The sequence below is a fragment of the Actinomadura geliboluensis genome, from assembly GCF_043197915.1.
Classification (GTDB): domain Bacteria; phylum Actinomycetota; class Actinomycetes; order Streptosporangiales; family Streptosporangiaceae; genus Spirillospora; species Spirillospora geliboluensis.
In genome coordinates, this window is sequence record NZ_JBICUA010000001.1 from 1143360 (window position 1) to 1166528 (window position 23169).

25 protein-coding genes and 1 pseudogene are annotated in these 23169 nt (G+C 74.1%); 10 read left to right on the forward strand and 16 right to left on the reverse strand.

The annotated features are described in order from the left end of the window. Positions 1–90 precede the first annotated feature (90 nt). The 3 genes from ACGFI1_RS05435 to ACGFI1_RS05445 are packed head-to-tail and all read left to right on the forward strand — an operon-like array spanning position 91 to position 2810. Positions 91–579 carry a PaaI family thioesterase gene (locus ACGFI1_RS05435; RefSeq protein ID WP_392783146.1) on the forward strand — a complete coding sequence of 163 codons (489 nt, stop codon included), beginning with the start codon at positions 91–93 and terminating at the stop codon, positions 577–579. Between the two features lie 51 nt (positions 580–630). Further along, positions 631–2334, forward strand: coding sequence for a signal peptide peptidase SppA (sppA, locus tag ACGFI1_RS05440; protein WP_138638758.1), 1704 nt, complete (start codon positions 631–633; stop codon positions 2332–2334). Continuing rightward, on the forward strand, positions 2319–2810 hold the full coding sequence (locus tag ACGFI1_RS05445; RefSeq protein ID WP_138638764.1) for a flavin reductase family protein: 492 nt from the start codon (positions 2319–2321) through the stop codon (positions 2808–2810). The genes sppA and ACGFI1_RS05445 overlap by 16 nt, the downstream gene beginning before the upstream one ends. A gap of 20 nt (positions 2811–2830) precedes the next feature. On the opposite strand, the gene hutI is transcribed toward ACGFI1_RS05445, so the two are convergent. The 12 genes from hutI to hutH form a co-directional block, all read right to left on the reverse strand. Beyond that, a complete protein-coding gene (gene hutI, locus ACGFI1_RS05450; RefSeq protein WP_392783150.1) occupies positions 2831–3994 on the reverse strand; it encodes an imidazolonepropionase in 1164 nt (387 codons plus the stop codon). A 135-nt stretch (positions 3995–4129) separates the two neighbouring features. Then, positions 4130–4435: a hypothetical protein gene (locus ACGFI1_RS05455; RefSeq protein WP_138638756.1), complete on the reverse strand. Its 306-nt coding sequence runs from the start codon at positions 4433–4435 to the stop codon at positions 4130–4132. Positions 4436–4465: 30 nt separating this feature from the next. Further along, positions 4466–4846 (reverse strand): hypothetical protein, encoded by a 381-nt coding sequence (locus ACGFI1_RS05460; RefSeq protein ID WP_392783153.1) that lies wholly within the window; start codon positions 4844–4846, stop codon positions 4466–4468. Between the two features lie 47 nt (positions 4847–4893). Continuing rightward, entirely contained in the window at positions 4894–5469 is a 576-nt protein-coding gene (locus ACGFI1_RS05465) for a hypothetical protein (RefSeq protein ID WP_138638754.1), read from the reverse strand. Positions 5470–5548: 79 nt separating this feature from the next. Then, positions 5549–5896, reverse strand: a complete 348-nt coding sequence (locus tag ACGFI1_RS05470; RefSeq protein WP_138638753.1) for a twin-arginine translocation signal domain-containing protein — start codon at positions 5894–5896, stop codon at positions 5549–5551. Beyond that, complete coding sequence (locus ACGFI1_RS05475; protein WP_138638752.1) at positions 5893–6456, reverse strand: hypothetical protein; 564 nt, start codon at positions 6454–6456, stop codon at positions 5893–5895. The genes ACGFI1_RS05470 and ACGFI1_RS05475 overlap by 4 nt, the downstream gene beginning before the upstream one ends. A 16-nt stretch (positions 6457–6472) precedes the next feature. Next, a complete protein-coding gene (locus tag ACGFI1_RS05480) occupies positions 6473–7012 on the reverse strand; it encodes a MauE/DoxX family redox-associated membrane protein (RefSeq protein WP_392783156.1) in 540 nt (179 codons plus the stop codon). Between the two features lie 140 nt (positions 7013–7152). Further along, complete coding sequence (locus tag ACGFI1_RS05485) at positions 7153–9873, reverse strand: AAA family ATPase (protein WP_392783159.1); 2721 nt, start codon at positions 9871–9873, stop codon at positions 7153–7155. Between the two features lie 401 nt (positions 9874–10274). After that, positions 10275–11624 (reverse strand): formimidoylglutamate deiminase, encoded by a 1350-nt coding sequence (locus ACGFI1_RS05490; protein WP_392783162.1) that lies wholly within the window; start codon positions 11622–11624, stop codon positions 10275–10277. Positions 11625–11634: 10 nt separating this feature from the next. Continuing rightward, complete coding sequence (locus ACGFI1_RS05495; protein ID WP_392783245.1) at positions 11635–12837, reverse strand: allantoate amidohydrolase; 1203 nt, start codon at positions 12835–12837, stop codon at positions 11635–11637. 36 nt (positions 12838–12873) lie between these two features. After that, on the reverse strand, positions 12874–14529 hold the full coding sequence (gene hutU / locus ACGFI1_RS05500; RefSeq protein WP_392783166.1) for a urocanate hydratase: 1656 nt from the start codon (positions 14527–14529) through the stop codon (positions 12874–12876). Between the two features lie 102 nt (positions 14530–14631). After that, entirely contained in the window at positions 14632–16176 is a 1545-nt protein-coding gene (gene hutH, locus ACGFI1_RS05505) for a histidine ammonia-lyase (RefSeq protein ID WP_392783169.1), read from the reverse strand. An 80-nt stretch (positions 16177–16256) separates the two neighbouring features. On the opposite strand from hutH, the gene ACGFI1_RS05510 reads away from it, so the two are divergent. The 3 genes from ACGFI1_RS05510 (at position 16257) to ACGFI1_RS05520 (ending at position 18804) form a co-directional block, all read left to right on the forward strand. Further along, positions 16257–17018 (forward strand): IclR family transcriptional regulator, encoded by a 762-nt coding sequence (locus ACGFI1_RS05510; protein ID WP_386867524.1) that lies wholly within the window; start codon positions 16257–16259, stop codon positions 17016–17018. 113 nt (positions 17019–17131) lie between these two features. Then, complete coding sequence (locus tag ACGFI1_RS05515; RefSeq protein ID WP_392783173.1) at positions 17132–18037, forward strand: ATP-binding cassette domain-containing protein; 906 nt, start codon at positions 17132–17134, stop codon at positions 18035–18037. Continuing rightward, positions 18034–18804: an ABC transporter permease gene (locus tag ACGFI1_RS05520; RefSeq protein WP_392783175.1), complete on the forward strand. Its 771-nt coding sequence runs from the start codon at positions 18034–18036 to the stop codon at positions 18802–18804. The genes ACGFI1_RS05515 and ACGFI1_RS05520 overlap by 4 nt, the downstream gene beginning before the upstream one ends. Here the strand turns inward: ACGFI1_RS05520 and ACGFI1_RS05525 are convergent. Both ACGFI1_RS05525 and ACGFI1_RS05530 read right to left on the reverse strand, forming a co-directional pair. Then, a complete protein-coding gene (locus ACGFI1_RS05525; RefSeq protein WP_392783178.1) occupies positions 18763–19665 on the reverse strand; it encodes an alpha/beta fold hydrolase in 903 nt (300 codons plus the stop codon). The two genes, ACGFI1_RS05520 and ACGFI1_RS05525, sit on opposite strands and share 42 nt — an antisense overlap. Positions 19666–19879: 214 nt before the next feature. Next, positions 19880–20284 (reverse strand): hypothetical protein, encoded by a 405-nt coding sequence (locus ACGFI1_RS05530; RefSeq protein ID WP_392783181.1) that lies wholly within the window; start codon positions 20282–20284, stop codon positions 19880–19882. A gap of 14 nt (positions 20285–20298) precedes the next feature. Between ACGFI1_RS05530 and ACGFI1_RS05535 the strand changes: the two genes are divergently transcribed. From ACGFI1_RS05535 to ACGFI1_RS05545, 3 genes are all read left to right on the forward strand, one after another. Continuing rightward, positions 20299–20583 (forward strand): MFS transporter, encoded by a 285-nt coding sequence (locus tag ACGFI1_RS05535; RefSeq protein WP_392783184.1) that lies wholly within the window; start codon positions 20299–20301, stop codon positions 20581–20583. A gap of 256 nt (positions 20584–20839) precedes the next feature. Next, positions 20840–21436 carry an MFS transporter gene (locus ACGFI1_RS05540; protein WP_392783187.1) on the forward strand — a complete coding sequence of 199 codons (597 nt, stop codon included), beginning with the start codon at positions 20840–20842 and terminating at the stop codon, positions 21434–21436. After that, complete coding sequence (locus tag ACGFI1_RS05545) at positions 21433–21627, forward strand: hypothetical protein (RefSeq protein ID WP_392783190.1); 195 nt, start codon at positions 21433–21435, stop codon at positions 21625–21627. The genes ACGFI1_RS05540 and ACGFI1_RS05545 overlap by 4 nt, the downstream gene beginning before the upstream one ends. A 7-nt stretch (positions 21628–21634) precedes the next feature. Here ACGFI1_RS05545 and sepF read toward each other — a convergent pair whose 3' ends face one another. Together sepF and ACGFI1_RS05555 are read right to left on the reverse strand one after the other, a co-directional pair. Next, positions 21635–21898: a cell division protein SepF gene (sepF, locus tag ACGFI1_RS05550; RefSeq protein ID WP_301177213.1), complete on the reverse strand. Its 264-nt coding sequence runs from the start codon at positions 21896–21898 to the stop codon at positions 21635–21637. Between the two features lie 46 nt (positions 21899–21944). After that, complete coding sequence (locus tag ACGFI1_RS05555) at positions 21945–22355, reverse strand: SgcJ/EcaC family oxidoreductase (RefSeq protein WP_392783248.1); 411 nt, start codon at positions 22353–22355, stop codon at positions 21945–21947. Positions 22356–22869: 514 nt separating this feature from the next. Here ACGFI1_RS05555 and ACGFI1_RS05560 point away from each other — a divergent pair. Continuing rightward, a pseudogene (locus ACGFI1_RS05560) lies at positions 22870–23079 on the forward strand (helix-turn-helix domain-containing protein); the annotation flags it as partial. Positions 23080–23169: the final 90 nt, after the last annotated feature.

The window sequence follows — 23169 nt, forward strand, 5'->3', positions numbered from 1 at the left end:
AGCGCCGGACGCTCGTGACGAACGGCATAGTGCCGCCCCGCCGGGCACCGAATACCATTCTGAAGATCACCGCTGAGCAGGGAGAGTGAGTTGAGCGTCGACGCGAGCGCGGCGGCCCTTCAGGAGGCCGCCGAACTGTGGAACACGCTGTCCGGCGCCGGCTTCATCCAGGCGATGGTGGACCGGCGCGTCCCGGAGATCTCCGACATCAGCGACTACATCGGGCAGGACGTGCGGGCCGCCGAGCCGGGCCGCGTGGAGATCGCGTGGTCGCCCGCGGACAAGCTCTGCAACCCCGGCGGCACCGTCCACGGCGGCTACATCGCGATGATCCTCGACAACGCGGTCTGCCTGGCGGCGAGCAGCACGTGCGAGCACTTCATGCCGATGCTCACGCTCAACCTGAACGTCGACTACCTGCGCGCCGTCCAGTCCGGCCAGACCTACACGGTGACCGGGAGCTGCCTGCACCCCGGCGGCACCCGCATGGTCTCCAACGCGCTGATCACCGACACCGCCGGCCGCCCCGTCGCCCAGGCGTCCGCCAGCGTCATCCCCAACAAGGCGTTCGCCCGCTGAGCTCACTCGGGGTGCAGGAACGGCGCCGGGTGAGCGCATAGGCTGGGGCGCATGGTGGATCCCGGCACAGTCGTCAACGTGATCAAGCAGGCCCGCGAGCGGCGGACGGCGCCGCTGATCCTCGAACTCGATCTCACCGACGGGCTCGTGGAGACCGCGCCGGCCGACCCGATCTCGGCGATCCTGTCCATGCGCCGGACGAACCTGCGGGACGTCCTGGACGGGCTGCGCCGCGCCCGCTCCGACAGCCGGGTACGCGCCCTCGTGGTGAAGGTGTCCGGCGGCGTCGGGCTGGCGCTCGTCCAGGAGCTGCGCGAGGCCGTCCAGGCGCTGCGGGACGCGGGCAAGTTCACCGTCGCGTGGGCCGAGACCTACGGTGAGGGCGGGCGCGGCACCGTGCCGTACTACCTGGCCACCGCGTTCGACAAGGTTTACCTGCAGCCGACCGGCGAGGTGGGGCTGACCGGCGTCGCGCTGGAGGAGCCGTTCTTCGCGGGCGCGCTGGAGAAGGCGGGCATCGAGCCGCGGTTCGCCAAGCGATACGAGTACAAGACCATGGCGAACACGTTCATGGAGAAGGCGTACACGCCGGAGCACGAGGAGTCGTCGCGGCGGCTCGTCGCCTCGCTCGGGGAGCAGATCACCGCCGGGGTCGCCGCCGCCCGCGGGCTGCCGGAGGAGACGGTGCGGGCGCTCGTCGACCGCGGCCCCTTCCTCGCCGACGAGGCGCTGGAGGAGAACCTCGTCGACCGGCTCGCCTACCGCGACGAGGTCTACGCCGACCTGCGGGAGCGGTTCGGCGAGGAGGCGCAGCTGCGCTACGTGTCGCGGTACAACCGCGCGCACGGCCTCGCGAGCCGGCTCCCCCAGCCGGGCAAGCAGGACGTCGTCGCGCTGATCAACGGGCAGGGCCCGATCCGGCTCGGCCGCAGCGGGCGCGGCGGGCCGCTGCCGAACTCGGGGCCCGCGATGGGCTCGGACACGATCGGCGCCGCGTTCCGCGCCGCGGTGAAGGACGAGCGGGTCAAGGCCATCGTGTTCCGGGTGAACAGCCCCGGCGGCTCCGCCGTCGCGTCCGACGCGATCTGGCGCGAGGTCGTCCTCGCGCGCCGCGCCGGCAAGCCCGTGGTCGTGTCGATGGGCAACGTCGCGGCGTCCGGCGGCTACTACGTGTCGATGGCGGCGGACACGATCGTCGCGCAGCCCGGCACGCTCACCGGCTCGATCGGCGTCGTCGTCGGCAAGGCCGTGGTGAACGGCCTGCTGGACCGCGTCGGCATCGGCCTCGGCGCCGTCGCCGACGGCGCCCACGCCCGGATGCTCAGCGCCACCAAGGACTTCAGCGACTCCGAGTGGGAGCGGGTCAACGCCTCCCTCGACCGGATCTACGACGACTTCACGGCGAAGGTCGCCGAGGGCCGGGAGCTGTCCCGCGAGCGCGTCCACGAGCTGGCCCGGGGCCGGGTCTGGACGGGTGCGGACGCGAAGGAGCGCGGCCTCGTCGACGAGCTCGGCGGCATCGATGCCGCGCTCGACCTGGCCCGCAAGAAGGCCGGGCTGGCGTCCGACGCGCCGGTCCGGACGTACCCGCACACCTCGCCGCTGGAGCGGCTGCGCCCGCCGGAGTCCAGCGAGGACCGCACGGCCGCGTCCGCGCGCTTCGACGGGTGGGGGTCGCTCGGCGGCCTCGCCGCGCGCCTCGGGCTGCCCGCCGCGGGCCCGCTGACCCTGCCGGGCACTTGGGAGATCCGCTGAGCGCCGACTTCGTCGAGGCCGTCGCGGGCTTCGCCACGGGAGTGGCCGTGCTGACGGTCCGCGACGGCCGCGACGACCTCGGCACCACGGTGACCTCGTTCATGTCGGTCTCCCTGGACCCGCCGCTGGTGGTGGCGAGCGTGGCGACGTCGTCGTACCTGTCGGAGGTCCTGAACCGGCGGCCCCGCTGGGCGGCGACGGTACTGGCGTCCGCGCAGCGGGCCCTGGCCGGGCGGTTCGCGGCCGAGGGCCGTCCGAGCGCCCGCATCCTGCTGGCCGCCGAGCCGCACCACCGAGGCCCGCATTCGGACGCCCTGATCCCCGACACGGGCGTCTCCGCGCTGGAATGCGAGACCCGCCAGGCCATCGAGGCGGGCGACCACACGCTCTTCGTCGCCGAGGCCCTCGCCACCGACTACGTGACCCGCGACCGCTCGCCGCTGATCCGCGTCAACCGCCGCTACCTGCCCGCCTAGCCGGGCCGAGTCGGCCGGGGTCAGCGGACCCGGCGGCCCGCCTTCCACACGGCGTGGGTCTGCGGGACGCCGGGGCGGTAGGCGAGGTGGATGTGGGACGCGGCGTCCAGGACGTGCACGTCTGCGCGCGCGCCCGGAGCGAGGTGGCCGACGTCGGTGCGGCGGAGGGCCCGGGCGCCGCCGGCGGTCGCGGACCAGACGGCCTCGGCCGGAGTCATGTGCATGTCGCGGACGGCGACCGCGATGCAGAACGCCATGCTCGAGCTGTAGCAGGAGCCGGGGTTGCAGTCGCTGGCGAGGGCGACGGTCGCGCCGGCACCCAGGAGGCGGCGGGCGTCGGGGTAGGGCTGGCGGGTGGAGAACTCGACGCCGGGCAGGAGGGTCGCGACCGTCTGGGACGAGGCGAGGGCGTCCACGTCGGCGTCGCTGAGGAACGTGCAGTGGTCGGCGGACGCGGCGTCCAGTTCGACGGCGAGCCGCACGGCGGGGCCCTGGGTGAGCTGGTTCGCGTGCAGGCGGGGGCTGAGGCCCGCCTTCATGCCCGCCTGCAGGATCTCGCGGGTCTGGTCGGCGTCGAACGCGCCCTCCTCGCAGAAGACGTCCACCCAGCGGGCGTGCGGGGCGCAGGCGGCGAGCATGTCGGTCGCGGCCAGGTGCGCGTAGGCGGCGGCGTCGTCCTTGTACTCGGCGGGGACGACATGGGCGCCGAGGTAGGTGACCTCGTCCGCGAGTTCGGCGGCGATGCGGACGGCGCGCTCCTCCTGCTCGACCGTGAGGCCGTAGCCGGACTTGCACTCGACGGTCGTCGTCCCCTGGCCCGCCATCTCCCCGATGAGGCGGCGCAGGTTGGCGCGGAGGTCGTCGTCGGACGCGGCGCGGGTGCGCTCGACGGTGGTGCGGATGCCGCCCGCCGCGTACTTCCGGCCGCTCATCCGGGCGGCGAACTCCTCGGCGCGCTCGCCCGCGAAGACGAGGTGGGCGTGGGAGTCCACGAAGCCGGGGAGGACGGCCCGCCCGGCTGCGTCGAACGCCTCGTCGGCGGCGGGCGCCTCGGCGGCCGGGCCCGTCCAGGCGACGGTGCCGCCGTCCATGACCAGGGCGGCGTCGCGGAGGATGCCGAGACCGCCGCCGGCGGCCGGGTCGTTGGTGACGAGTTCCCCGATGTTCGTGATGACCGTGCTCACCAGGGCAGCATCTCACGCGGTGCCAGGACGTCCCACCCGGTGCGGTCGCGTCTCACCCGGTGCCGTTACGTCAACACAGTGCCGCTGCGTCTCACGCGGTGCCGGCGCTGTCGGGCGCCGGCACCGCGCGGGCCGTCAGCGGCGGCGCGCGTCGGCCTCCAGGAGGGGGGCGGTGCCGCGCGCGGGCGCGCGCAGGTCGACGACTCCCTGCCGCTCGGAGAAGACCTCGACGACCTGCCGGGTGTGGCTGCCGCCGGCGCCGTGCTCCATCCGCACGCCGGGCCCGACGCGCAGCGACGTGCACTTGAAGTGGATGGCGTAGACGTTCTGCGCCTCACCGCCGACGACGGAGTCGCACACCATCACCTTCTTCGTTCCGTCCTCCATGTCCTGCACGACCGCGTACCCGTGGTCGGTCGGCAGGTAGTAGTCCGAGCTCATGTGACCGTCCTTTCTCGTATGTGTGGTTGGTCAGAGGGGGCGGACGGGCGAGACGCCCTCGCAGTCGATCCCGAACATCACCCGCTTCCAGTCGCCGGCGTAGGCGAAGATCCCGCCGGACGTCGCGACGCCCAGCCTCGACGGCATCCGCGTCGCGTCCACGTGCCTGCGCACGCGCCCCATCGAGTGGACGCCCTCCATGTCCTCCCAGAGCGACACGTTGAGCAGCGTCCGGGCGCGCCAGGCGACCATCAGCGACGACCCGAGGAACCCGGTCGCGTCCCGCCGCACGTCCCGCGCCAGCCGCTTGTGCATGACGAGCACGAGGAGCAGCGCCCACAGGCTCGGGCACTCGAACCGCGTCACCACGATGACGCCGTCCTTCACCTCGCCCGCGGCACCGTCCCGCACAGCGCCTGTGGCGCCGTCCGGCACAGCACCTGGGACGCCGCCCGGGATCACAGCGTCTGCAGCGCCGTCAGCGCCGCCAGCGACACCAGGGCCGTCCCGGACAGGGCGCGAATCGATCTCAGCCATAGCCGTTGCCTTCTCGTTCCCATGTCGACCATCGCGGGCGTGAAGCGCAGGCTCCCCACCGCGACGCTGAGGTTGGACAGCAGCGCCATGCCGACCATGACCGGCGCGGCCGTCCACGGGTCCAGCAGCACCACCGCGGCGACCGCGACCCACACCAGCGACACCGCCTTCTGCGTCGTCACGAGCAGGCCGAGGTCGAAGCCCCAGGCCACGCCGCGCGACCCCGGCGGCAGCCGGTGCACGAGCTGCTGCGGGACCTGCCGCCACACGTGCGGCGTCCGGCCCGCCAGGTCGGCGAGCCCGAACCCGAGGGCCACCGCGGCGAGGGCGAGCACCCGCGCGTCCTCCGGCAGGACCTCGTGCACCCCGCGCCCCACCACGTACAGCAGCAGCGCGACGAGCAGCCCCGCGAGGACGCCGCCCGCGGTGAGGCCGGTCAGGAAGCGCGCGCCGTCCGCCGGACGGCGGCGCATCAGCGGGCCGGAGACTCCGGCCATGGACCGGCCTCAAGGGCTCAGGATGTGCAGGACCGCGCCGATCCCGCCGAGCACCACCCAGGTGACCACGCGCGGCCCGTCAGCTGTAGCGGCACTCGAAGGCCGAGTGCTGCTTGCCGCTGTAGTAGGCCTCGCAGCAGGAGCAGTGCAGGTAGGCGCTCATGGCGCAGCCCCACAGGTAGTCCATGTTGTTGCGGCAGGTGGTCATGGACACGTTGGGGCAGACCGCGAGGTTGCAGCAGTTCTGCTTGCAGATCGCGTACGCGGGCTCGGACCGGCCGAACACCGCCGAGGCGGCGGTCAGCCCGCCCGCGCCGAGCGCGCCGAGGAACCCGCGCCGGGCCCACCGGCCGGTCGCCCGCCCCGCCCGGCCACCGGCGCGGCCTCCCGCGTCGCCGCGCGGGCGGTGCTCCGTCGTGGTGGTCATGACACTCCCTTCGGTTCGTTGACCCTCGTCCTGAGGGCCTGGACGTCCTGGAAGACGAGGGCCGACTCCAGCCGCCCGCCGCGGATGACCAGTGCGGTCGGGCTCATCCGGACGTTGAACTCGTCGGCGACCCAGCTGCCGCCCTCGTCGACGTAGTGCGCGAGGCGGTGCAGCCCGTACTGCTGGACGAAGCGGTCGCCGCGCGCACGCTCCGCCGTGGACACGACCACGGCCATGTCGCCCTCGGCGCCCCTGTCCAGCTCGTCCGACAGCTGCTGGGCGACGTCCTTGCAGGTGGAGCAGGCGGTGCTGAGGACGAGCACGGTCCGGGCGGCGTCGATGTCGGTGCCGGGGCCGGTGAGGCCGGCGAGCTCGGCCGGCCAGCGGCCGGGTTCGGTGCCGAGCCGCGCGTCGTCCAGCGGCCAGATCGCGGGGTCGCGGTCGGCGGCGGTCTCCCGCTCGGTCGGCAGCCGCGAGCTCAGCTCGCCGAGCATCGCGAACAGCAGCACGACGGCGGCGACGAGGACGAGCAGCACGGCGCCGAAGAAGACTTCCATCATGGGGGTGTTCCTCCGTCTATCGCGAGGCAGGGAGGGGCCGGGTGAGGTCCTTGATGAGGCCGCGGTGCGCCCACCCGCACACCAGCAGCGCGCCGAACGCCAGCCCGGTGCCGGACTGGAAGAAGTACGCGGCGGCGGAGCCGGGCGCCGCGGCCGCCAGGTTCACCGCCGGGACGGCCATGAGCAGCGCCCCGGCGAGCACGTTGAACCAGCCGAGCGGCCGGCCGCCCGTCGCGCCGAGGCAGCCGCAGACGGCGCCGCCGCCGCGGACGGCGCCGAGGACGCCGGCCACGGCGAAGCTCGCGCCGAGCACACCCACCGCCCAGGCGCCGGCCGGGCGGGTCGCGGTGCCGGTCAGCGCGAGCGCGGCGAGGATCTCCACCGCCGCGAACGCCCGCACGTGGCCGCTCGCGAACCCGTCGCCCGAGGACCGGACGAGCGCGTTCAGGGCCCGGCCGAGCGGCGCCGGAGAAACCATTTTCGAGACGCCCGCCACGAACAATACGGCGGCCGCGGACGAATTGACGACGACGAGGACGGAATCGTTTACAGCCATGCTGAGGACGACCTCGTTAAAGGAGCGGGGAACTGGGAGCGATCGATACGATCTTTTTAACCCGCCTTGATCAAGGAGTCAATGACGTGCGCGGCCGGGCATGAATTGAGTCGATTGCTCAACCGGCGCGGCGGGACTGCTCATTCGGCGGCCGGCCGCTCGCGCGGCGCGGCGGGGGCGCTCAGGTCCAGGCGCCCGAGCTCGCCCCGGGTCCGCACGCCGAGCTTGGGATACGCCCGGTAGAGGTGGTTCCCGACGGTCCGCGGGCTGAGGAACAGCCGGTCGGCTATCTCCCGGTTGCTGGCGCCGGCCGCGGCGAGCCGCACGATCTGCAGCTCCTGGTGGGTGAGGCCGCCGAGCACCGTTCCCGGAGCGTCCGCCGGTCGTGTTCCGCAGGCTCCGAGCTCCGCCCTCGCCCGCTCCGCCCAGGCAGCGGAGCCGGATTTCTCAAACAATTCGAGCGCGTTGCTCAAATGCGTTCGCGCATCTGCTCTGCGGCGCTCCCTGCGCAGCCATTCACCGTACAGCAGCCCGGTGCGGGCCCGCTCATAGGCGTTGCCGTTCCCGAGCAGTTCCAGCGCGTCCACGAAATGCCGTTCCGCCGCCGCGCCGGCGGCGAGCTGGGCGCGGCACCGCTCGGCCAGCGCCCGCACGTCCGGGGACGCGTCCCGGGCCGCCCGGCGGTCGAGCAGGGCGAGTGGGCGCGCCGCCCGGTCCGGCCGCCCGGCGCGCACCGCCGCCTCGACGCGGTCGGCCGCCTGGCGGGCGGCGCTCGCGGCCGGGCCCGCCGCCGGCACCTCCTCCGGGAGCTCCTCCAGCCGGGCCAGCGCCTCGGCGTGCCGCCCGGCGCCGAGGTCGAGCAGCGCGAGCGCCCACGTCCCGAGGGAGACGGCCGGCGCGACGTCCTCGGCGCGGGCCTGCTCCAGGCCGGCGGCGACCAGGTCCGCGCAGCGCTTCTCGTCGCCCGCCGCCGCGGCGAGCCAGCCGAGCAGGCAGCTCAGCTGGGCCGTCCGCGTCCGCGCGCCGGCGTCGCCCGCCAGCCGCAGCCCCTCCTCGGCCGCCTCCCGCGCCTCGCCGTGCAGGCCCCGCCCGATCAGCGCGTGGGCGAGGACCTGGAGCGCGTAGGGCAGCCGCCCGGCCTCGGTGCGGCAGTCCCGCGCGAACCGCGCGGCCGCCTCGTGCGCGCCGGGGGCGCCGTCCGCGAACGCGATGGTGGACGCGGTGAGGCGGCGGCCCAGCTCGTCCGGTAACGAGCGCCGCAGGTCGGCGAGCCGCCCGGCGGCGCCCGCCGCGTCCATCGCCGCGCCGATCGCGGCCGGCAGCCGGGCCAGCGCGGAGCCCGGCGGCAGCGGAAGGGCGCCGAGCGCGTCCAGCGCCTCCCGGACGAGCCGGGCGTCGCCCGCGTGCCAGCCGCACCGGGCGGCGTCGGCGAGCAGCAGCGCGGCACCGGCGGGATCGAGCCCGGCGAGCGGCGCGGCACCGGCGACCAGCGTCCGCGCGGCCCGGCGCGGCGACCCGCACTCGGCCTCCGCCGCCGCGCCGGCCCGCGCCAGCTCGGCGCGCGTCAGCGGGTCGGCGGCGAGCCGGCGGGCGCGCGCGACGAGGTCCCGGGCCCCGTCGAACAGGCCCGCCGCGCAGGCGGCGCGGGCCGCGGCGGCGAGCCGTCGGGCGCGGGCCCGCTCCCCGGCGGTCAGCTCCGCCGCCCGCGCGTGGCAGACGTAGGCGCGCCGGTCCCCCGAGCACGCTCCGGCGCGCTCCAGCTCGGCCGCGACGTCCGCCTGGTACCCCAGGGACGCGGCGGCCAGGTGCCACGTGCGCGCCTCGGGGTGCGCGGCGCCCGCGCTGTCGGCGAGCGCCCGGTGCGCGGCCCGCCGCTCGGACGGCGTCGCCCGGTGGTAGGCGACGGCCCGGACCAGCGGATGCGCGAACGCGATCGTCGTGCGGGTCGCCGCCAGCAGCCCGGCGCGCTCGGCGGGCGCGAAGTCGGCGACGGTCGCGCCGACGCTCGCCGCGGCGCCCGTGACGCGGGCCGTGTCGCGGGTGTCGTCCGCGGCGGCCAGGAGCAGCAGCGCCCGGGTGCCGGGCGGGAGTGCGCCGAGCCGGGCGCACAGCTCGGCCTGGAGCGTCCCCCCGACCGGGGAGGCGCCGTCGTGGAAGGTGAACGGGTTGATGCATCCCGCGCGCTGCGCCGGGGACAGCGACGCCGCCAGCAGCCGCAGCGCCAGCGGGTTCCCCTCGGCCTCGGCGAGGACGCGGTCCCGCGCGGGCGGCGCCAGGCCGGCGCCGGCCGCGGTGCCGCGCAGGAACGCCGCGGCCTCCTCCGGGCAGAGGCGCCGCAGCCTGATCTCCGCCAGGCCGGACGAGCCGAACGTGCTCTCGTCGCGGGCGGCGGCCAGCAGCGCGGCCGGCTCGGCGCCGAGGCGGCGCGCCGCGTACGCCAGCGCGTCCGCCGACGCGGCGTCCAGCCACTGGGCGTCGTCGACGAGGCAGACCACGGGCCGGTCCGCGGCGAGCCGGTGCAGCAGCGCGAGGACGGCGCGGCGCACGGCGAAGACGTCCTCGCGGCCCGCCGCCGCCTGCGGTTCGATCAGGGCGCGCAGCCGCTCGGCCTCCGGGCCGCCCAGGTCGCGGACCGGCCGCAGCATCAGCTCCAGCGACGCGAACGGCTGCTCGGCCTCCGGCGGGGACCCGGCGCAGCGCAGCACGAGCGCCCCGTCCGCCGCGTCCGCCGCGTGGTCGAGGAGCACGGTCTTGCCGATCCCGGCCTCGCCCCGGATGACGGCGGCCCCGCCCGTCCCGGCCCCCGCCCCGGCGACCAGCCGTTCCACCTCGGCCCGTTCGGCGGCTCTGCCCTGGAACATGGGGCCCCCACGCGTGCGGCTGCGACTTTCAAGATCGTCCACCGCATGATCGCATGGCCCCGACCAACGACCCCCTATCCCTGAGGTCTCCTCAATGTCACCACTCCGGACCACACCGCCGACGACCCACAGCCCCCTCCCACACCCCAACCCCCCACGTCCCGCCAACGCCAGCACCCCTGACCAGCGCCACCACTCCGGACCACACCGCCGACGACCCACAGCCCCCTCCCACACCCCAACCCCCCACGGCCCGCCAGCGCCAGCACCCCTGACCAGCGCCACCACTCCGGACCACACCGCCGACGACCCACAGCCCCCTCCCACACCCCAACCCCCCACGGCCCGCCAGCATCAGCACCCCTGACCAGCGCCACGACCAGACCCCCGAGGCGCCCTTGTCAGGTGGGCGTGGTGACGTCGGTGACGGCCCTGGCGAGGGCGGCGGGGACGTCGTCGATGAGGAGGTGGCGGCCGTCGTGGACGATGGGGCGGCCGGAGACGACGACGTGCCGGACGTCGGCGGCGGTGGCGGCGAAGACGGCGGCCTCGGCGGCGTAGTCCGGGGCGGCGCCGGCGGTGCGGACGGAGTCGAGGTCGACGGTGACCAGGTCGGCGTACGCGCCCGGTTCCAGGCGGCCCGCCTCGGGCCAGCCGAGCCCGTAGTGGCCGTTGGACGTGGCGGCGGCGAGCAGTTCGCCGGCGGTCCAGTGGCCGCGGGCGCGGGTGCGGAGCCGCTCGTCCAGCTCGACGGCGCGGGCCTCCTCGAACATGTCGATGACGGCGTGCTGGTCGGAGCCGAGGCAGATCGGGGAGCCGGCGTCGGCCAGGGCGCGGGCGGGGCCGATGCCGTCGGCGAGGTCGCGTTCGGTGGTCGGGCACATGCAGACGCCGGTCATCGTCGTCCCGAGGAGGCCGATGTCCTCGTCGGTGAGGTGCGTGGCGTGGACGGCGGTGGTGAGCGCGCCGAGGGCGCCGGCCTCGGCGAGCAGCCGGGTCGGGGTCATGCCGTAGGCGTCCAGGCACGCCTCGTTCTCGGCGGGCTGCTCGGACAGGTGGACGTGCAGCGGCGCCCCGTGCTCCTTCGCCCAGGACGCGACCGCGCGGAGCTGCTCGCGGGGCACCGCCCGGACGGAGTGGATCGCGGCGCCGACGCGGGCGTGCAGCCGGCCCGCCTTGTCGGTCTGCTCGTAGAGGCTGTCGACGCGGCGCGCCCAGTTGCCGGCGGTGCCGTCGCCGAAGCGCAGCTGCGGGCCGGTCAGGGGGCGGCCGATGCCGCCGGTGAGGTAGCAGGCGTCGAGGAGGGTGATCCGGATGCCGGCGTCGGCGGCGGCGGCGATGAGCGCCTGGCCCATCGCGTTGGGGTCGGCGTAGGGGGCGCCGCCGGGCCGGTGGTGCAGGTAGTGGAACTCGCCGACGCAGCTGATCCCGGCGAGGGCCATCTCGGCGAAGACGGCGGTGGCGAGGGCGCGGTACGACTCGGGGTCGAGCCGGTCGGCGACCTGGTACATCTGCTCCCGCCACGTCCAGAAGGTGCCGGAATGGGCCTGGACGCGGGAGCGGAGGGCGCGGTGGAAGGCGTGGGAGTGGGCGTCGGCGAGGCCGGGGAGCGTGAGGCCGGGGAGCCGCTGGGCGTGCGGGGCGGACCGGACGCCCGCCGCGACGCTCGTGATCCGCTCTCCGTCGGCCTCGATCAGCACGTCGGCCGCCACGCCGTCGCCGAGCCAGGCGAACTGGGCATGCCACTGCATGGTGGGACCCCTACCCGCGCGCCAGGTCGTCCAGTACCGCGGTAAGGGCCTCAACACCGGCCAGGCAGTCCGCCGGCTCGGCGGACTCGGCGGGCGCGTGCGAGACCCCGGTCGGGTTCCGGACGAACAGCATCGCGGTCGGCACCCGCGCGGACAGCACGCCGGCGTCGTGGCCCGCGCCGGTCGGCAGGACGGGCGCGCCGCCGCCGAGCGCCGCGCCGACCCGGTCGCGCAGGGCGCGGTTGAAGTCGACGATCTCGGTGTAGGACTCCTCGGCGAGGTCGACGCTGACCCGGTGCGGGCGGGCGGCGACGCGGGCGGCCTCGTCGATCTCCCGCACGGTGCGCCGGACCCGCTCGTCCTCGGGGCCGCGCGCGTCGAGCCAGGCGGTGACGGACGAGGCGATCGCGTTCACCCCGCCCGGCACGACGCCGACCTTCCCGACCGTCGCGACGGTGCCGTTGCGCTCGGCGGCCTCGCGGGCGGCGATGACCATGCGCGCGAACGGCAGCATCGGGTCGCGGCGGTCGGCCAGGAGGGTCGTCCCGGCGTGGTTGCCCTCGCCGGTGAAGTCGAACCGCCACCGGCCGTGCGGGACGATCGCGCCGGCGATCCCGACCGGTGCGTCCAGGGCCCTGCCTTGCTCGACGTGGAGTTCGACGTAGCAGCCGATGCGTCCGAGGAGGTCCTCGTCCGGGCCGATGGCGTCGGGGTCGAACCCGGCGTTGTGCATGACCTCCGCGAAGGTGTGCCCGTCACCGTCGGTCAGCGCGCGCGCCCGCGCCGGGTCGATCGCCCCGGTGAGCAGGCGCGACCCCAGGCAGGCCACACCGAACCGGGCGCCCTCCTCCTCGGCGAACGCCGCGATCCCGATGGGCTTCGCGGGCGTGGAGCCGCGCCTCCGGAGCTCGTCGACGGCCGCGAACGCGGACACGATGCCGAGCGGGCCATCGAACGCTCCCCCGCCCGGCACCGAGTCGAGATGGCTGCCGGTCAGGACGGCCCCGTGCCGGGTACCGTCGGCCGGGAGCCACCAGGCGACCATGTTGCCGTTGGCGTCGTGCTCCACGTCGAGGCCGCGGCGGCGCGCCTCGTCCAGGAACCAGGCGCGGCACTCCAGTTCGGGCGGCGTCCACGCGAACCGGTGGTAGCCGCCGGTCGCCTCGTCCCGCCCGACCGGCAGCAGCTCCGCCCACATCTCCTCGAAGCTCATGCGCTCCCCGCTCATCCCTTCCTGGTCCGCTACCGCTCAACCTCTCATGGGGATCTTGACGCCGCGCTCGTCGGCGACCTCGGCCGCCCGCTCGTACCCGGCGTCGACGTGCCGCATGACGCCGGTGCCGGGGTCGTTGGTGAGGACGCGCCGGAGCTTCTCGCCGGCGAGGGCCGTCCCGTCCGCGACGCAGACCTGGCCCGCGTGGATGGACCGGCCGATCCCGACGCCGCCGCCGTGGTGGACGGACACCCAGGTCGCACCGGACGCGGTGTTGAGCATGGCGTTCAGCAGCGGCCAGTCGGCGATCGCGTCCGAGCCGTCCTTCATGCCCTCGGTCTCCCGGTACGGGCTGGCGACGGAGCCGCAGTCGAGGTGGTCGCGGCCGAGCACGATCGGCGCGCTGATCTCGCCGCGCGCGACCAGGTCGTTGAACGCCTCGCCGGCCTTGTCGCGCTCGCCGTAGCCGAGCCAGCAGATCCGCGACGGCAGGCCCTGGAAGTGCACCTTCTCCCCCGCCATCCGGATCCAGCGGGTCAGCGGCTCGTTGTCGGGGAACAGGTCGAGGATCGCCTTGTCGGTGCGGGCGATGTCCTTCGGGTCGCCGGACAGCGCCGCCCAGCGGAACGGCCCCTTGCCCTCGCAGAACAGCGGCCTGATGTAGGCGGGGACGAAGCCGGGGAAGTCGAACGCCCGCGCGTACCCGGCGAGCTGCGCCTCCCCGCGGATCGAGTTGCCGTAGTCGAACACCTCGGCGCCCGCGTCCTGGAAGCCGACCATCGCCTCGACGTGCGCGGCCATCGACGCGCGGGCCGCGGCGATGAAGCCGTCGCGGTCCTTGTCGCGCTCGTCGGCCATGTCCTCGAACGCGACGCCGCGCGGCAGGTACATCAGCGGGTCGTGCGCGCTGGTCTGGTCGGTGACGATGTCGATCGGGGCGCCGCGCCGCAGCAGCTCGGGGACGACGTCGGCGGCGTTGCCGAGCACGGCGATCGACAGCGGGCGCCGGGCGGCCCGCGCCTCCTCGGCGAGGCGCAGCGCGTCGTCCAGCGAGTCGGCCCGCACGTCGCAGTACCGGTGCGCGACGCGCCGCTCGATGCGGGACGGGTCGCACTCGACGCAGATCGCGACGCCGCCGTTCATCGTGACGGCGAGGGGCTGCGCGCCGCCCATCCCGCCGAGCCCGGCGGTCAGCGTGACCGTCCCGGCGAGGGTGCCGCCGAACCGCTTCTCGGCGACGGCCGCGAACGTCTCGTAGGTGCCCTGGAGGATGCCCTGCGTCCCGATGTAGATCCACGACCCGGCGGTCATCTGGCCGAACATCGTCAGCCCGAGCGACTCCAGCCGGCGGAACTCCTCCCACGTCGCCCACTGCGGGACGAGGTTGGAGTTGGCGATCAGCACGCGGGGCGCCCACTCGTGCGTCCGGAAGATCCCGACGGGCTTGCCGGACTGGACGAGCAGCGTCTCGTCCCCTTCGAGGTCCGACAGCGACCGGACGATGCCGTCGAAGGCGTCCCAGTTGCGGGCGGCCTTGCCCGACCCGCCGTAGACGACCAGCTCGTCGGGGTGCTCGGCGACCTCGGGGTCGAGGTTGTTCTGGATCATGCGGAGGGCGGCCTCCTGCGGCCAGCCCTTGGCGGCGGTGAGCGCGGTGCCGCGCGGCGCGCGAACGGGACGGGGTCCAGACATGTCGGGCTCCTTTGGGACGGCGGGCCGGTGACGGCATGTGCCGGGCGTCCTGGCGGGTGACGGGGCCGGCTCAGGACGGCCCCCGCTCAGGACGGCTCCGGCTTATGACAGGGGGCCGGTGACGGATTCGGCGGCGGCGACGAGGGAGCCGTCCCGCACCAGCGCGGTGGCGGCGGCGATCTCGGGGGCGAGGTAGCGGTCGGGGCCGGGCGGCGGGACGGCCTCGCGCAGCCGGGCGACGACGGCGCCGGTCGCGGGGCCGGGGCGCAGCGGGGTGCGCAGGTCCAGCGCCCGCGCGGCGGTGAGGATCTCGATCGCGACGACCTGGGCCAGCCCGTCCACGGCCCTGCGCAGCTTGCGGGCCGCGTTCCAGCCCATCGAGACGTGGTCCTCCTGCATGGCCGAGCTCGGGATGGAGTCGGCGCTCGCCGGGGCGGCGAGCCGCTTCAGCTCCGACACGATCCCGGCCTGCGTGTACTGGGCGATCATGTGCCCGGAGTCGACGCCGGGGTCGTCGGCGAGGAAGGCGGGCAGCCCGTACGAGCGGCTCTTGTCGAGCATCCGGTCGGTGCGCCGCTCCGACATGGACGCGACGTCGGCGACCGGCACGGCGAGGAAGTCGAGCACGTACGCGATCGGGGCGCCGTGGAAGTTGCCGTTGGACTCGACCCGCCCGTCCGGCAGCACCACCGGGTTGTCGATCGCGGACGCCAGTTCCCGTCCCGCCACCAGCTCGGCGTGCTGGAGGGTGTCGCGGGCGGCGCCGTTCACCTGCGGCGCGCAGCGCAGCGAGTAGGCGTCCTGGACGCGGGTGCAGTCGGGGCCGCGGTGCGAGTCCATGATCTCGGACGCGGCGAGCAGCAGCCGCAGGTTGGCGGCGGACGCGGCCTGCCCGGGATGCGGCCGGAGCGCCTGCAGGTCGGCGGCGAAGACCCGGTCGGTGCCGAGCAGGGCCTCGACGGTCATCGCGGCGGCGACGTCGGCCGCGGTGAGGAGCCGGTGCAGGTCGCCGATGGCGAGGGCGAGCATGCCGAGCATGCCGTCCGTGCCGTTCAGCAGGGCGAGCCCTTCCTTCGCGGCGAGCTTGACGGGCGCGATGCCGGCCGCGGCGAGCGCCTCCGCCGCCGGCTTCAGCGCGCCGCCCGCGTCCCGGACCGAGCCCTCGCCGATCAGCGCGAGCGCGACGTGCGCGAGCGGCGCGAGGTCGCCGGAGCAGCCGAGGCTCCCGTACTCGAAGACCTGCGGGGTGATGCCGGCGTTCAGCAGCGCGGCGAGCGTCCGCGCCGTGGTCGGCTGCACGCCGGTGCGGCCGGTCGCGAGCGTCCGCAGCCGGAGCAGCATCAGCGCCCGGACGACCTCCCGCTCGACCTCCGGCCCCGACCCGGCCGCGTGCGACCGGACGATGTTCAGCTGCAGCTGGTCGCGCAGCTCCGGAGCGATGTGCCGCGTCGCGAGCGCCCCGAACCCCGTCGACACCCCGTACACCGGTGTCGGGCGCGCGGACAGCTCCTCGATGTGCGCCCGCGCCTCGCCGATCAGCTTCAGCGCCTCGTCGGTCAGCGCGACCTGGGCGCCGTCCCGCGCGACGGCGGCGACCTGCGCGAACGTCAGCGCCTCCGGCCCGACCTCAACCATAGGAACACCCATACCCACCATTGGACCCGCCCGGCGGCGCCCGCCCCACCCCCGGACGGCGTCTTCTGTCTCGGATACGAGACAATGCGGCCATGTCGCAGGTCCCCGCCGCCCGCCGCGCCCTGGCGGTGCTGCGCCTGCTGGCCGCCGCGCCGGGGCCGCTGCCCGCGTCGTCCATCGCCCGCGCCCTGGACGTCCCCCGCTCCAGCACGTACCACCTGCTCACGGCGATGGCGGAGGACGGCTTCGTCGCCTACGTCCCGGAGGAGCGCCGCTGGGGGCTCGGTGTCGCGGCGTTCGAGATCGGCTCCGCCTACCTGCGGCACGAGCCGCTGGAGCGCCTGGCCCGCCCGCTGCTGCGCCGCCTCGTCGACCAGGTCGGCGAGATCGCGCAGCTGGGCGTCCTGCACGGCGCGGAGACGCTCTACCTGCTGAAGGAGCAGCCGCCCCGGCACGCCACCGTCGTCACCGACGTGGGCGTCCGGATGCCCGCCCACCTGACCGCGAGCGGCCTGTCGCTGCTCGCGCACCTGCCGTCCGCCCAGGTGCGGGCGCTGTTCCCCGGCCGCTTCGTCGACCGGACGGGCAAGGGCCCCGCGTCCCTGCGCGAACTGCGCCGCACCCTCGCCGAGGACGCCCGCCGCGGCTGGTCCGTCGAGGACGGCCACATCACCGAGGGCTTCGCCAGCATCGCGGCCTGCGCCTTCGACCACACCGGTCACCCCACCGCCGCGATCACCGTCACGTTCCGCCGCGACGCGCACCCGGTGGAGACCTGGCCGCGGCTCGCCGCGCCCGTCCGCAGGACGGCCGAGACCCTGACCACCCGCCTCACCGGCCGCCTCCCCCACTGAGCGGCCCCCCTGCCGAAAGACAGGGGCGGCCGATGGCGTTCGGGCGGTGCGGCGACGACCTGCCGATTCCTAGGTTCGAACCCGGAATGACCGACGATCCGGCGGGAGACCTTGTGATCACGTTGCGGGGCCTGACGAAGCGGTACGGGGACAAGACGGCGGTGGACGGGCTGACACTCGAGGTGGCGGCCGGGAAGGTCACCGGGTTCCTCGGCCCGAACGGCGCGGGCAAATCGACGACGATGCGGATGATCGTCGGGCTGGACCGGCCCAGCGCGGGCGAGGCGCTGGTCGGCGGGCGGCGGTACGCGGGCCTGCCGCGCCCGCTGCGCCAGGTCGGGGCGCTGCTGGACGCGGGCTTCGTCCATCCGGGCCGGGCCGCGCGGGCGCACCTGCTCGCGATGGCCCGCAGCAACGGCATCGACCGGTCGCGGGTGGACGAGGTCCTCGGCCTGGTCGGGCTGGAGGCCGTCGCGGGCAAGCGGGTCGGCTCCTATTCGCTCGGCATGCGGCAGCGGCTCGGCATCGCGGGCGCGCTGCTCGGCGACCCGCCGGTGCTGATGTTCGACGAGCCCGTGAACGGCCTCGACCCGGACGGGGTGCTGTGGGTGCGGGGGCTGATGCGCGGCCTCGCGGCGGAGGGCCGCACGGTGTTCGTGTCGTCCCACCTGATGAGCGAGATGCAGCTCACCGCCGACCGCCTGGTGGTGATCGGCCGGGGCCGGCTGCTGGCGGACGCCCCCATGGGCGAGGTCATCGCGCGCGGCCCCGGCAACGCCGTCCGGGTGCGCACGCCGGGCGCCGCCGAACTGGCGGCGCGGCTCACCGCCGTCCGGGCCGCGGTCCAGCGGGTGGACGAGGACGAACTCGAAGTGAAGGGCGTACCGGTGGACCGGGTCGGGCTCATCGCCTTCGAGGCGGGGGTGCCGGTGCTGGAGCTGCGCACCGTCGAGGCGTCCCTCGAAGAGGCGTACATGGAACTGACCGGGGCGAGCGTGGAGTACGGGGTGAGACGATGAGGCGCGGCGGCATGCCGGGGGCGCTGGCGGCGGAGTGGACGAAGCTGTGGTCGCTCCGGTCCACCTGGTGGGGCCTGGCCGGCGCGGTGCAGCTGATGGCCCTGATGTCGATGATCCTGGCGACGAGCACGGTCTCGAACAACACCCGCCCGCCCGCGGGCGAGGAGCCTCCCGGCGTGGTGTCGGTGAGCGGGATCGCCACCGGTTCGGTGGACATGGTGCAGTTCGTCGTCCTCGCCCTCGCCATCCTGATGATCACCGGCGAGTACGCGACGGGCAGCATCCGGGCGACGCTCCAGTGGGTGCCGCCGCGCACCCGGATGCTGTCGGCGAAGGCGGCCGTCGCGATGGCGGTCGTGTTCCCCGTCGGCGTGCTCCTCGCGCTGACCGGCACGGCCGTCGCGTACCCGATGCTCGGGAAGTGGGGGCGCCTGGACGCCGGCGACGCCGTGCGCGACGCGCTGCTGACGGGCGTGTACCTGGCGGTGATGAGCGCGTTCATCCTGGGCGTCGCGGCCATGCTGCGCAGCACCGCGGCGACGATCACGACCGCGTTCCTGTTCGTCCTCGTGCTGCCCGTCACGCTGGTGAACGCGCGGTCGGAGCTGCTGAAGGACATCGCCGACGGGCTGCCGAGCACCGCCGGCCGGCACCTGCTGAACGGCGACGGCCCCTACCCGGCTGCGGTCGCGGTGCTGATCATCGCCGCGTGGACGGCGGCGGCGCTATGGGGCGGGATCACCGTCCTGCGCCGCCGCGACGCCTGACGCGGCCCGGTCGACGAGACGGCGGAGGATGCGCTCGGCGTCCGTCCACAGGACGGCACCCCCGATCCCCGGCACCACATGGCGCCGAGCGTGCGGAATCCGCGTCGCGAGGGTGGCGCCGTTGTCGGGCGAATGGCTGGTGTCCAGTTCCCCGTACCAGAGGTCGACGGGCACCCGGACGCGGCCGAGGTCGAAGGGCCAGCGCCCCATCGCGAGCACGGTGTCGCGCGCGTAGCCGCCGGAGCCCTGCGCGAACGCCTCGTCCAGGGCCCGGCGGTAGGCCGCGGCGAACGCCGGGTCCCGGTACACCCGCAGGTCGGGTTCGGGGCTGCCGCCCATGACCATCGCCAGCATCGCCTCGGCGCCGAACCCGCGGAACATCTCCTCGGCGCCGAGGGGATCGGCGGCCACCCAGTCGACGAGGCCCCGCAACTCCTCCGGCAGCGCCCCGGCGAACGGCGGCGCGGCCACCTCGTCCGCCCCGGAGACGACGGCCACCGCCGCCGCGATCCCGTCGACCGCGCACGCCAGCGCGAACGGCGCCCCCTGCGAGTTGCCCACCACGGCGGGACGCTCCAGCCCCCGCAGCGCGGCGAAGTCACGCATGTCCGCCGCGAAGTCGGCGAACGTCCGACCGGGCGACGGCGACGACACCCCGAGCCCGGGCCGGTCCACCGAGACGAGCCGCACCCCCAGCGAGTGAACGACCCCCGGCCCGAACCCCAGCCACCTGCTCGTGGCGGCACCGGGGCACAGCAGCACGGGCACGCCGTCCTCCGGCCCCCACTCGGCCCAGCCGAGCACCCGCCCACCGGGCAGCGTGCTCTCTCCCATCCGTTCGGGATCCGCGACGAACTCCATGATCCACATCATGGCCACCGCCCCCGCTCCCCCGCACCATGTTTTAACCGCCCCCCGCCCGCGACCTCCCCGTAGCGCCGGGCGAGCGGCAGGAACAGGGGCGTCGACGATCGACTCGATGCGCGCGGCCTTCACGGCTTCGAGGTCCATGAACAGGTCGAACGGCATGGCGAGCACGGTCGGCGGGATCCGTCCCAAGTCGATCTCACCGCGGTCATGGGCACGCTGGTAGATGGCCTGGATGCGCGCAGGCCGCCGGTCGCTCAGGATCACGTCGCGCACCTGGGCGGGGGTGAGCCCGGTGCCGGCCAGCAGCCCCCGAGAACGCGGCAGCCGCGATGATGGCGAAGAATCCGGCGCGCGCCTCACCCATGCCGGTCAGCGCGGCGAGGAGGCCGCCGCACAGGTCGCCGGTGACGGGGACGTCGACCGGATGGCCGTTCCGGTAGTGCTCAAGTGCGGCGAGCACGAGCCGGTCCTCGTTGGGCCAGCGGCGGTACAGCACGGCGATGCCGCGCGCGGCGACGGACTCCATGGTCAACTTCGCGTAGCCGACGCTGGCGATCCGCACGCTGGCCGTGGACCTGCACTCGACGGCCAGCACGATCCAGTGGGTCACCACCGGCTTCCTTATTGGCCGTCGCGATCCCGACGACCGGTTGGGCAGAGCATCGCTGGGGCGGCAAGCGGGTCTGGACGGCCGCGTTGATGCTGTTCGTGCTGGCCTCGGCGCTGTGCGCGACATCCTGGACCGACACCTCGCTGATCGGCTTCCGGGCGCTGCAGGGGTTCGGCGCCGGGCCGATCTTCCCGCTGATGCAGACGCTGGCGGTGCGCGCCGCGGGCGAGCGCATCAGCCGCCGGCTGATGGCGGCCGTCAGCCTGCCGATCGCGCTGGCCCGATCCTCGGCCCGGTGATCGGCGGCGTGATCCTTAACTGGCTGAGCTAGCGCTGGCTTTTCCTGGTCGACGTGCCGCTGATCGCCCCCGGCCTCCTGCTCGCACGGCGGTTGCTCCCCACCGACCGTCCCGAACCCGGCGCCGTCCGAACGCGCCTGGACTAGATCGGCCCTGTTGCTCCTCACGCCGTCACTGGCGCAGCGGCGACCGCACCGCGGAGGAGGAGGAGTGCGCCGTAGACGGACAGGAAGTCAGGGGTGCGCTGGTCGATGTCGTGGTCGATGCGTTCGGCGTAGGTGCTGGCGGTCTTGGTGGCGGCACCGTGGTGACCGGTGTGCTGCTCGGCCTCTCACGACTATCCGAGGACGGCGGGATCACCCACGCCTGCCACCGCTCACGGGCGCTGCGCTGCTCGCAGCCTTCATCGGCTGGGCGGCACGCCCGTGCGAGCGCGGCCCCAATCGTCGACATCCGCCTGCTGCGCCTACGATCGCTGGGCAGCGCCTCCGCCGCCCTCTTCGCCGCTAGCGCCGGGATGTTTCTGCTGCCGCTCTACTACCAGCACCTGCGCGACGAAAGTGTCCTGCAGGCCAGGCTGCTGCTCATCCCGCAGAGGGGCGGCGCACTCGTCTCCCGCTTCGTGATCGGCACCCTGGTCGACCGTTTCGGCGCACGCGCGGTAACGATCGCCGGTTTCCTCCTAGCCGCCCTCGCCACCGCCCCTTCGCCCCTCGCTGGACCGGCCACGAACCTGGGGTGGCTGGGAACCGCGCTCTTCCTCCACGGCCTGGGAATCGGCGCGGTGCTGATCCCCCCATGTCCGTCGCCTACAAGGACGTCCAGCCATCCGGCATCCCGGACGCCATCATGAACACCCGGATCGTCCAGCAGGTCGGCGGCTCGTGCGGCACCGCGATCGTCGCCGTCGTCCTCCAACCCCTGCTGCCCCAAGGCGCCACCAGTGCCTTCCAGGACGCGTTCTGGTGGGCGATGGGCATCACGGGCCGCAGCACTCGTCCCCGCCATCGCCCTCCCGAGAGCCGCCGCCCGTCACCCGAGTGACCCGGAATCAGTCGGCGACGTGAGCCAGATCCGGGATGTGCGCGGCGGCGATGCGGGGCCTGGCCGGGGGCTGAAGAAGGAAGAGCCTCTTCCCCAGCCGCTCCATCTCGCCGCCACGCCCGCAGATGAGCCCAGCGCAGAAGTCCACCAACTGCCGGGCCACGTCGTCGGTCAACTCGGTGAGATCCATGAGCACCGGGTCACCCTTGCGGAAGAAGTGCCCGACGTGCAGCACCTCGTTGTAGTCCTTGGGGCAGAGCGTCCTAATCACAGGACAAGTCTGCCCACCCTCCCCCGCAGCGCAAGACCGCGTTCGGTCATTCGTCCAGCACACTGGTGTTCTGGCACGCGGTCAGCTGCCACCGCCCGTCCTCCTTCGCCATGACGAACAGCGGAGTCCCCACCTCCCGCCCGTCGGCCGACTCGTACACCTGGCGCACCTTGACGGCGGCAACGTCCGGACGGATGAACAACACGTGCTCCACCTCGAACGTGACCTTCGTGTCCTGCATCGCACCGGGAAGCACCCGCCGCGTGAAGTCCGCGATCGCATCACGCCCGAACAGCCGCTTCCCATGCCCTGTCGTCCAAATCGCGTCCTCCCGGAACAAACCGACGAACTCATCGGGAAGCTCATTGTTCTGCGAGTGTTCAACCGCGGCGACAACCACCTTGATCGCCTCGATCTCGTCCTGCCGCGACTGCGTGACACTGCCTGTTGCACTCATGAAGCTCACTCTCACCCCTCAAGCGCGCTTGAGGTCAAAACGAACAGCCCACCAGACGCCGACATCGCACTCGCCCCACACGACATGCCTGCGCCACAAACTCGATTCGATCAACACCGGTCACAGCCTCCATCCGCAACACGCCAACTCGACCGACCACGGCCCCGTGCCTAGGTCGGTGGGCAGGTGCGAGTGCGGTGCCAGGGGCGGAGTGTTGACGGGTTGCTCAGCTTGGTGATCAAGGGAGGGCCCGCTCCTCCGACGGCTGCGAGGCCGTGCGAGTCATTCTCGGATGGGGCGGGTGATATGCCAGGTGCCCGAGGGGGTAATCCAGACAAGCAGGCCCGGCCAGACCTGGGCGAGCCTCCAGCCGCGTGACTGACCCTTTTTCATCCGGCTGGACAGATGCCGATCACAGCATGATCGCGACGTTGGCGTCCGGCCAGTGAAGCGAAGAAGCCCCTGGTAGACGACTTGATCACCACAATCTCGACGTCCGAACCAGGGGCCCTGCGTGCTGTTCTACCGTGCTGCCGTCGATTTGTCGCGTTCAACGCTGAACTACCTGGCCGCCGTGATCCGGCGGCACCGCAAGGCGATCGGGTCACCCCGGCGGCTGCTCAACCCCGGTCGGCAGGCCCTGCTGGTACTGGCCCACCTGCGCAAAGGCGAGACCTTCACCCAGCTCGGGGCCGGATTCCAGGTGTCGACGAGCACGGCCTGGCTGCCTAATGACTTTGTCAAGCCGCTGCGGGCGTGTAGTCGGTGCTGTAGGGGTGTCGGGTGCGCAGGATGGCGTGCAGGACGTTGACGC

Bases quoted from the DNA above. Each gene is read 5' to 3' on its own strand.
- ACGFI1_RS05520 (WP_392783175.1), top strand. From the start codon at position 18,034: ATGAGGCGCGGCGGCATGCCGGGGGCGCTGGCGGCGGAGTGGACGAAG.
- ACGFI1_RS05545 (WP_392783190.1), top strand. From the start codon at position 21,433: ATGAACACCCGGATCGTCCAGCAGGTCGGCGGCTCGTGCGGCACCGCG.
- ACGFI1_RS05495 (WP_392783245.1), bottom strand. From the start codon at position 12,837: ATGAGCTTCGAGGAGATGTGGGCGGAGCTGCTGCCGGTCGGGCGGGAC.
- ACGFI1_RS05510 (WP_386867524.1), top strand. From the start codon at position 16,257: ATGTCGCAGGTCCCCGCCGCCCGCCGCGCCCTGGCGGTGCTGCGCCTG.
- ACGFI1_RS05475 (WP_138638752.1), bottom strand. From the start codon at position 6,456: ATGATGGAAGTCTTCTTCGGCGCCGTGCTGCTCGTCCTCGTCGCCGCC.
- ACGFI1_RS05485 (WP_392783159.1), bottom strand. From the start codon at position 9,873: ATGTTCCAGGGCAGAGCCGCCGAACGGGCCGAGGTGGAACGGCTGGTC.
- ACGFI1_RS05490 (WP_392783162.1), bottom strand. From the start codon at position 11,624: ATGCAGTGGCATGCCCAGTTCGCCTGGCTCGGCGACGGCGTGGCGGCC.
- ACGFI1_RS05455 (WP_138638756.1), bottom strand. From the start codon at position 4,435: ATGAGCTCGGACTACTACCTGCCGACCGACCACGGGTACGCGGTCGTG.
- ACGFI1_RS05480 (WP_392783156.1), bottom strand. From the start codon at position 7,012: ATGGCTGTAAACGATTCCGTCCTCGTCGTCGTCAATTCGTCCGCGGCC.
- ACGFI1_RS05465 (WP_138638754.1), bottom strand. From the start codon at position 5,469: ATGGCCGGAGTCTCCGGCCCGCTGATGCGCCGCCGTCCGGCGGACGGC.
- hutU (WP_392783166.1), bottom strand. From the start codon at position 14,529: ATGTCTGGACCCCGTCCCGTTCGCGCGCCGCGCGGCACCGCGCTCACC.
- ACGFI1_RS05470 (WP_138638753.1), bottom strand. From the start codon at position 5,896: ATGACCACCACGACGGAGCACCGCCCGCGCGGCGACGCGGGAGGCCGC.
- ACGFI1_RS05525 (WP_392783178.1), bottom strand. From the start codon at position 19,665: ATGGAGTTCGTCGCGGATCCCGAACGGATGGGAGAGAGCACGCTGCCC.
- ACGFI1_RS05555 (WP_392783248.1), bottom strand. From the start codon at position 22,355: ATGAGTGCAACAGGCAGTGTCACGCAGTCGCGGCAGGACGAGATCGAG.
- hutH (WP_392783169.1), bottom strand. From the start codon at position 16,176: ATGGGTGTTCCTATGGTTGAGGTCGGGCCGGAGGCGCTGACGTTCGCG.
- sppA (WP_138638758.1), top strand. From the start codon at position 631: ATGGTGGATCCCGGCACAGTCGTCAACGTGATCAAGCAGGCCCGCGAG.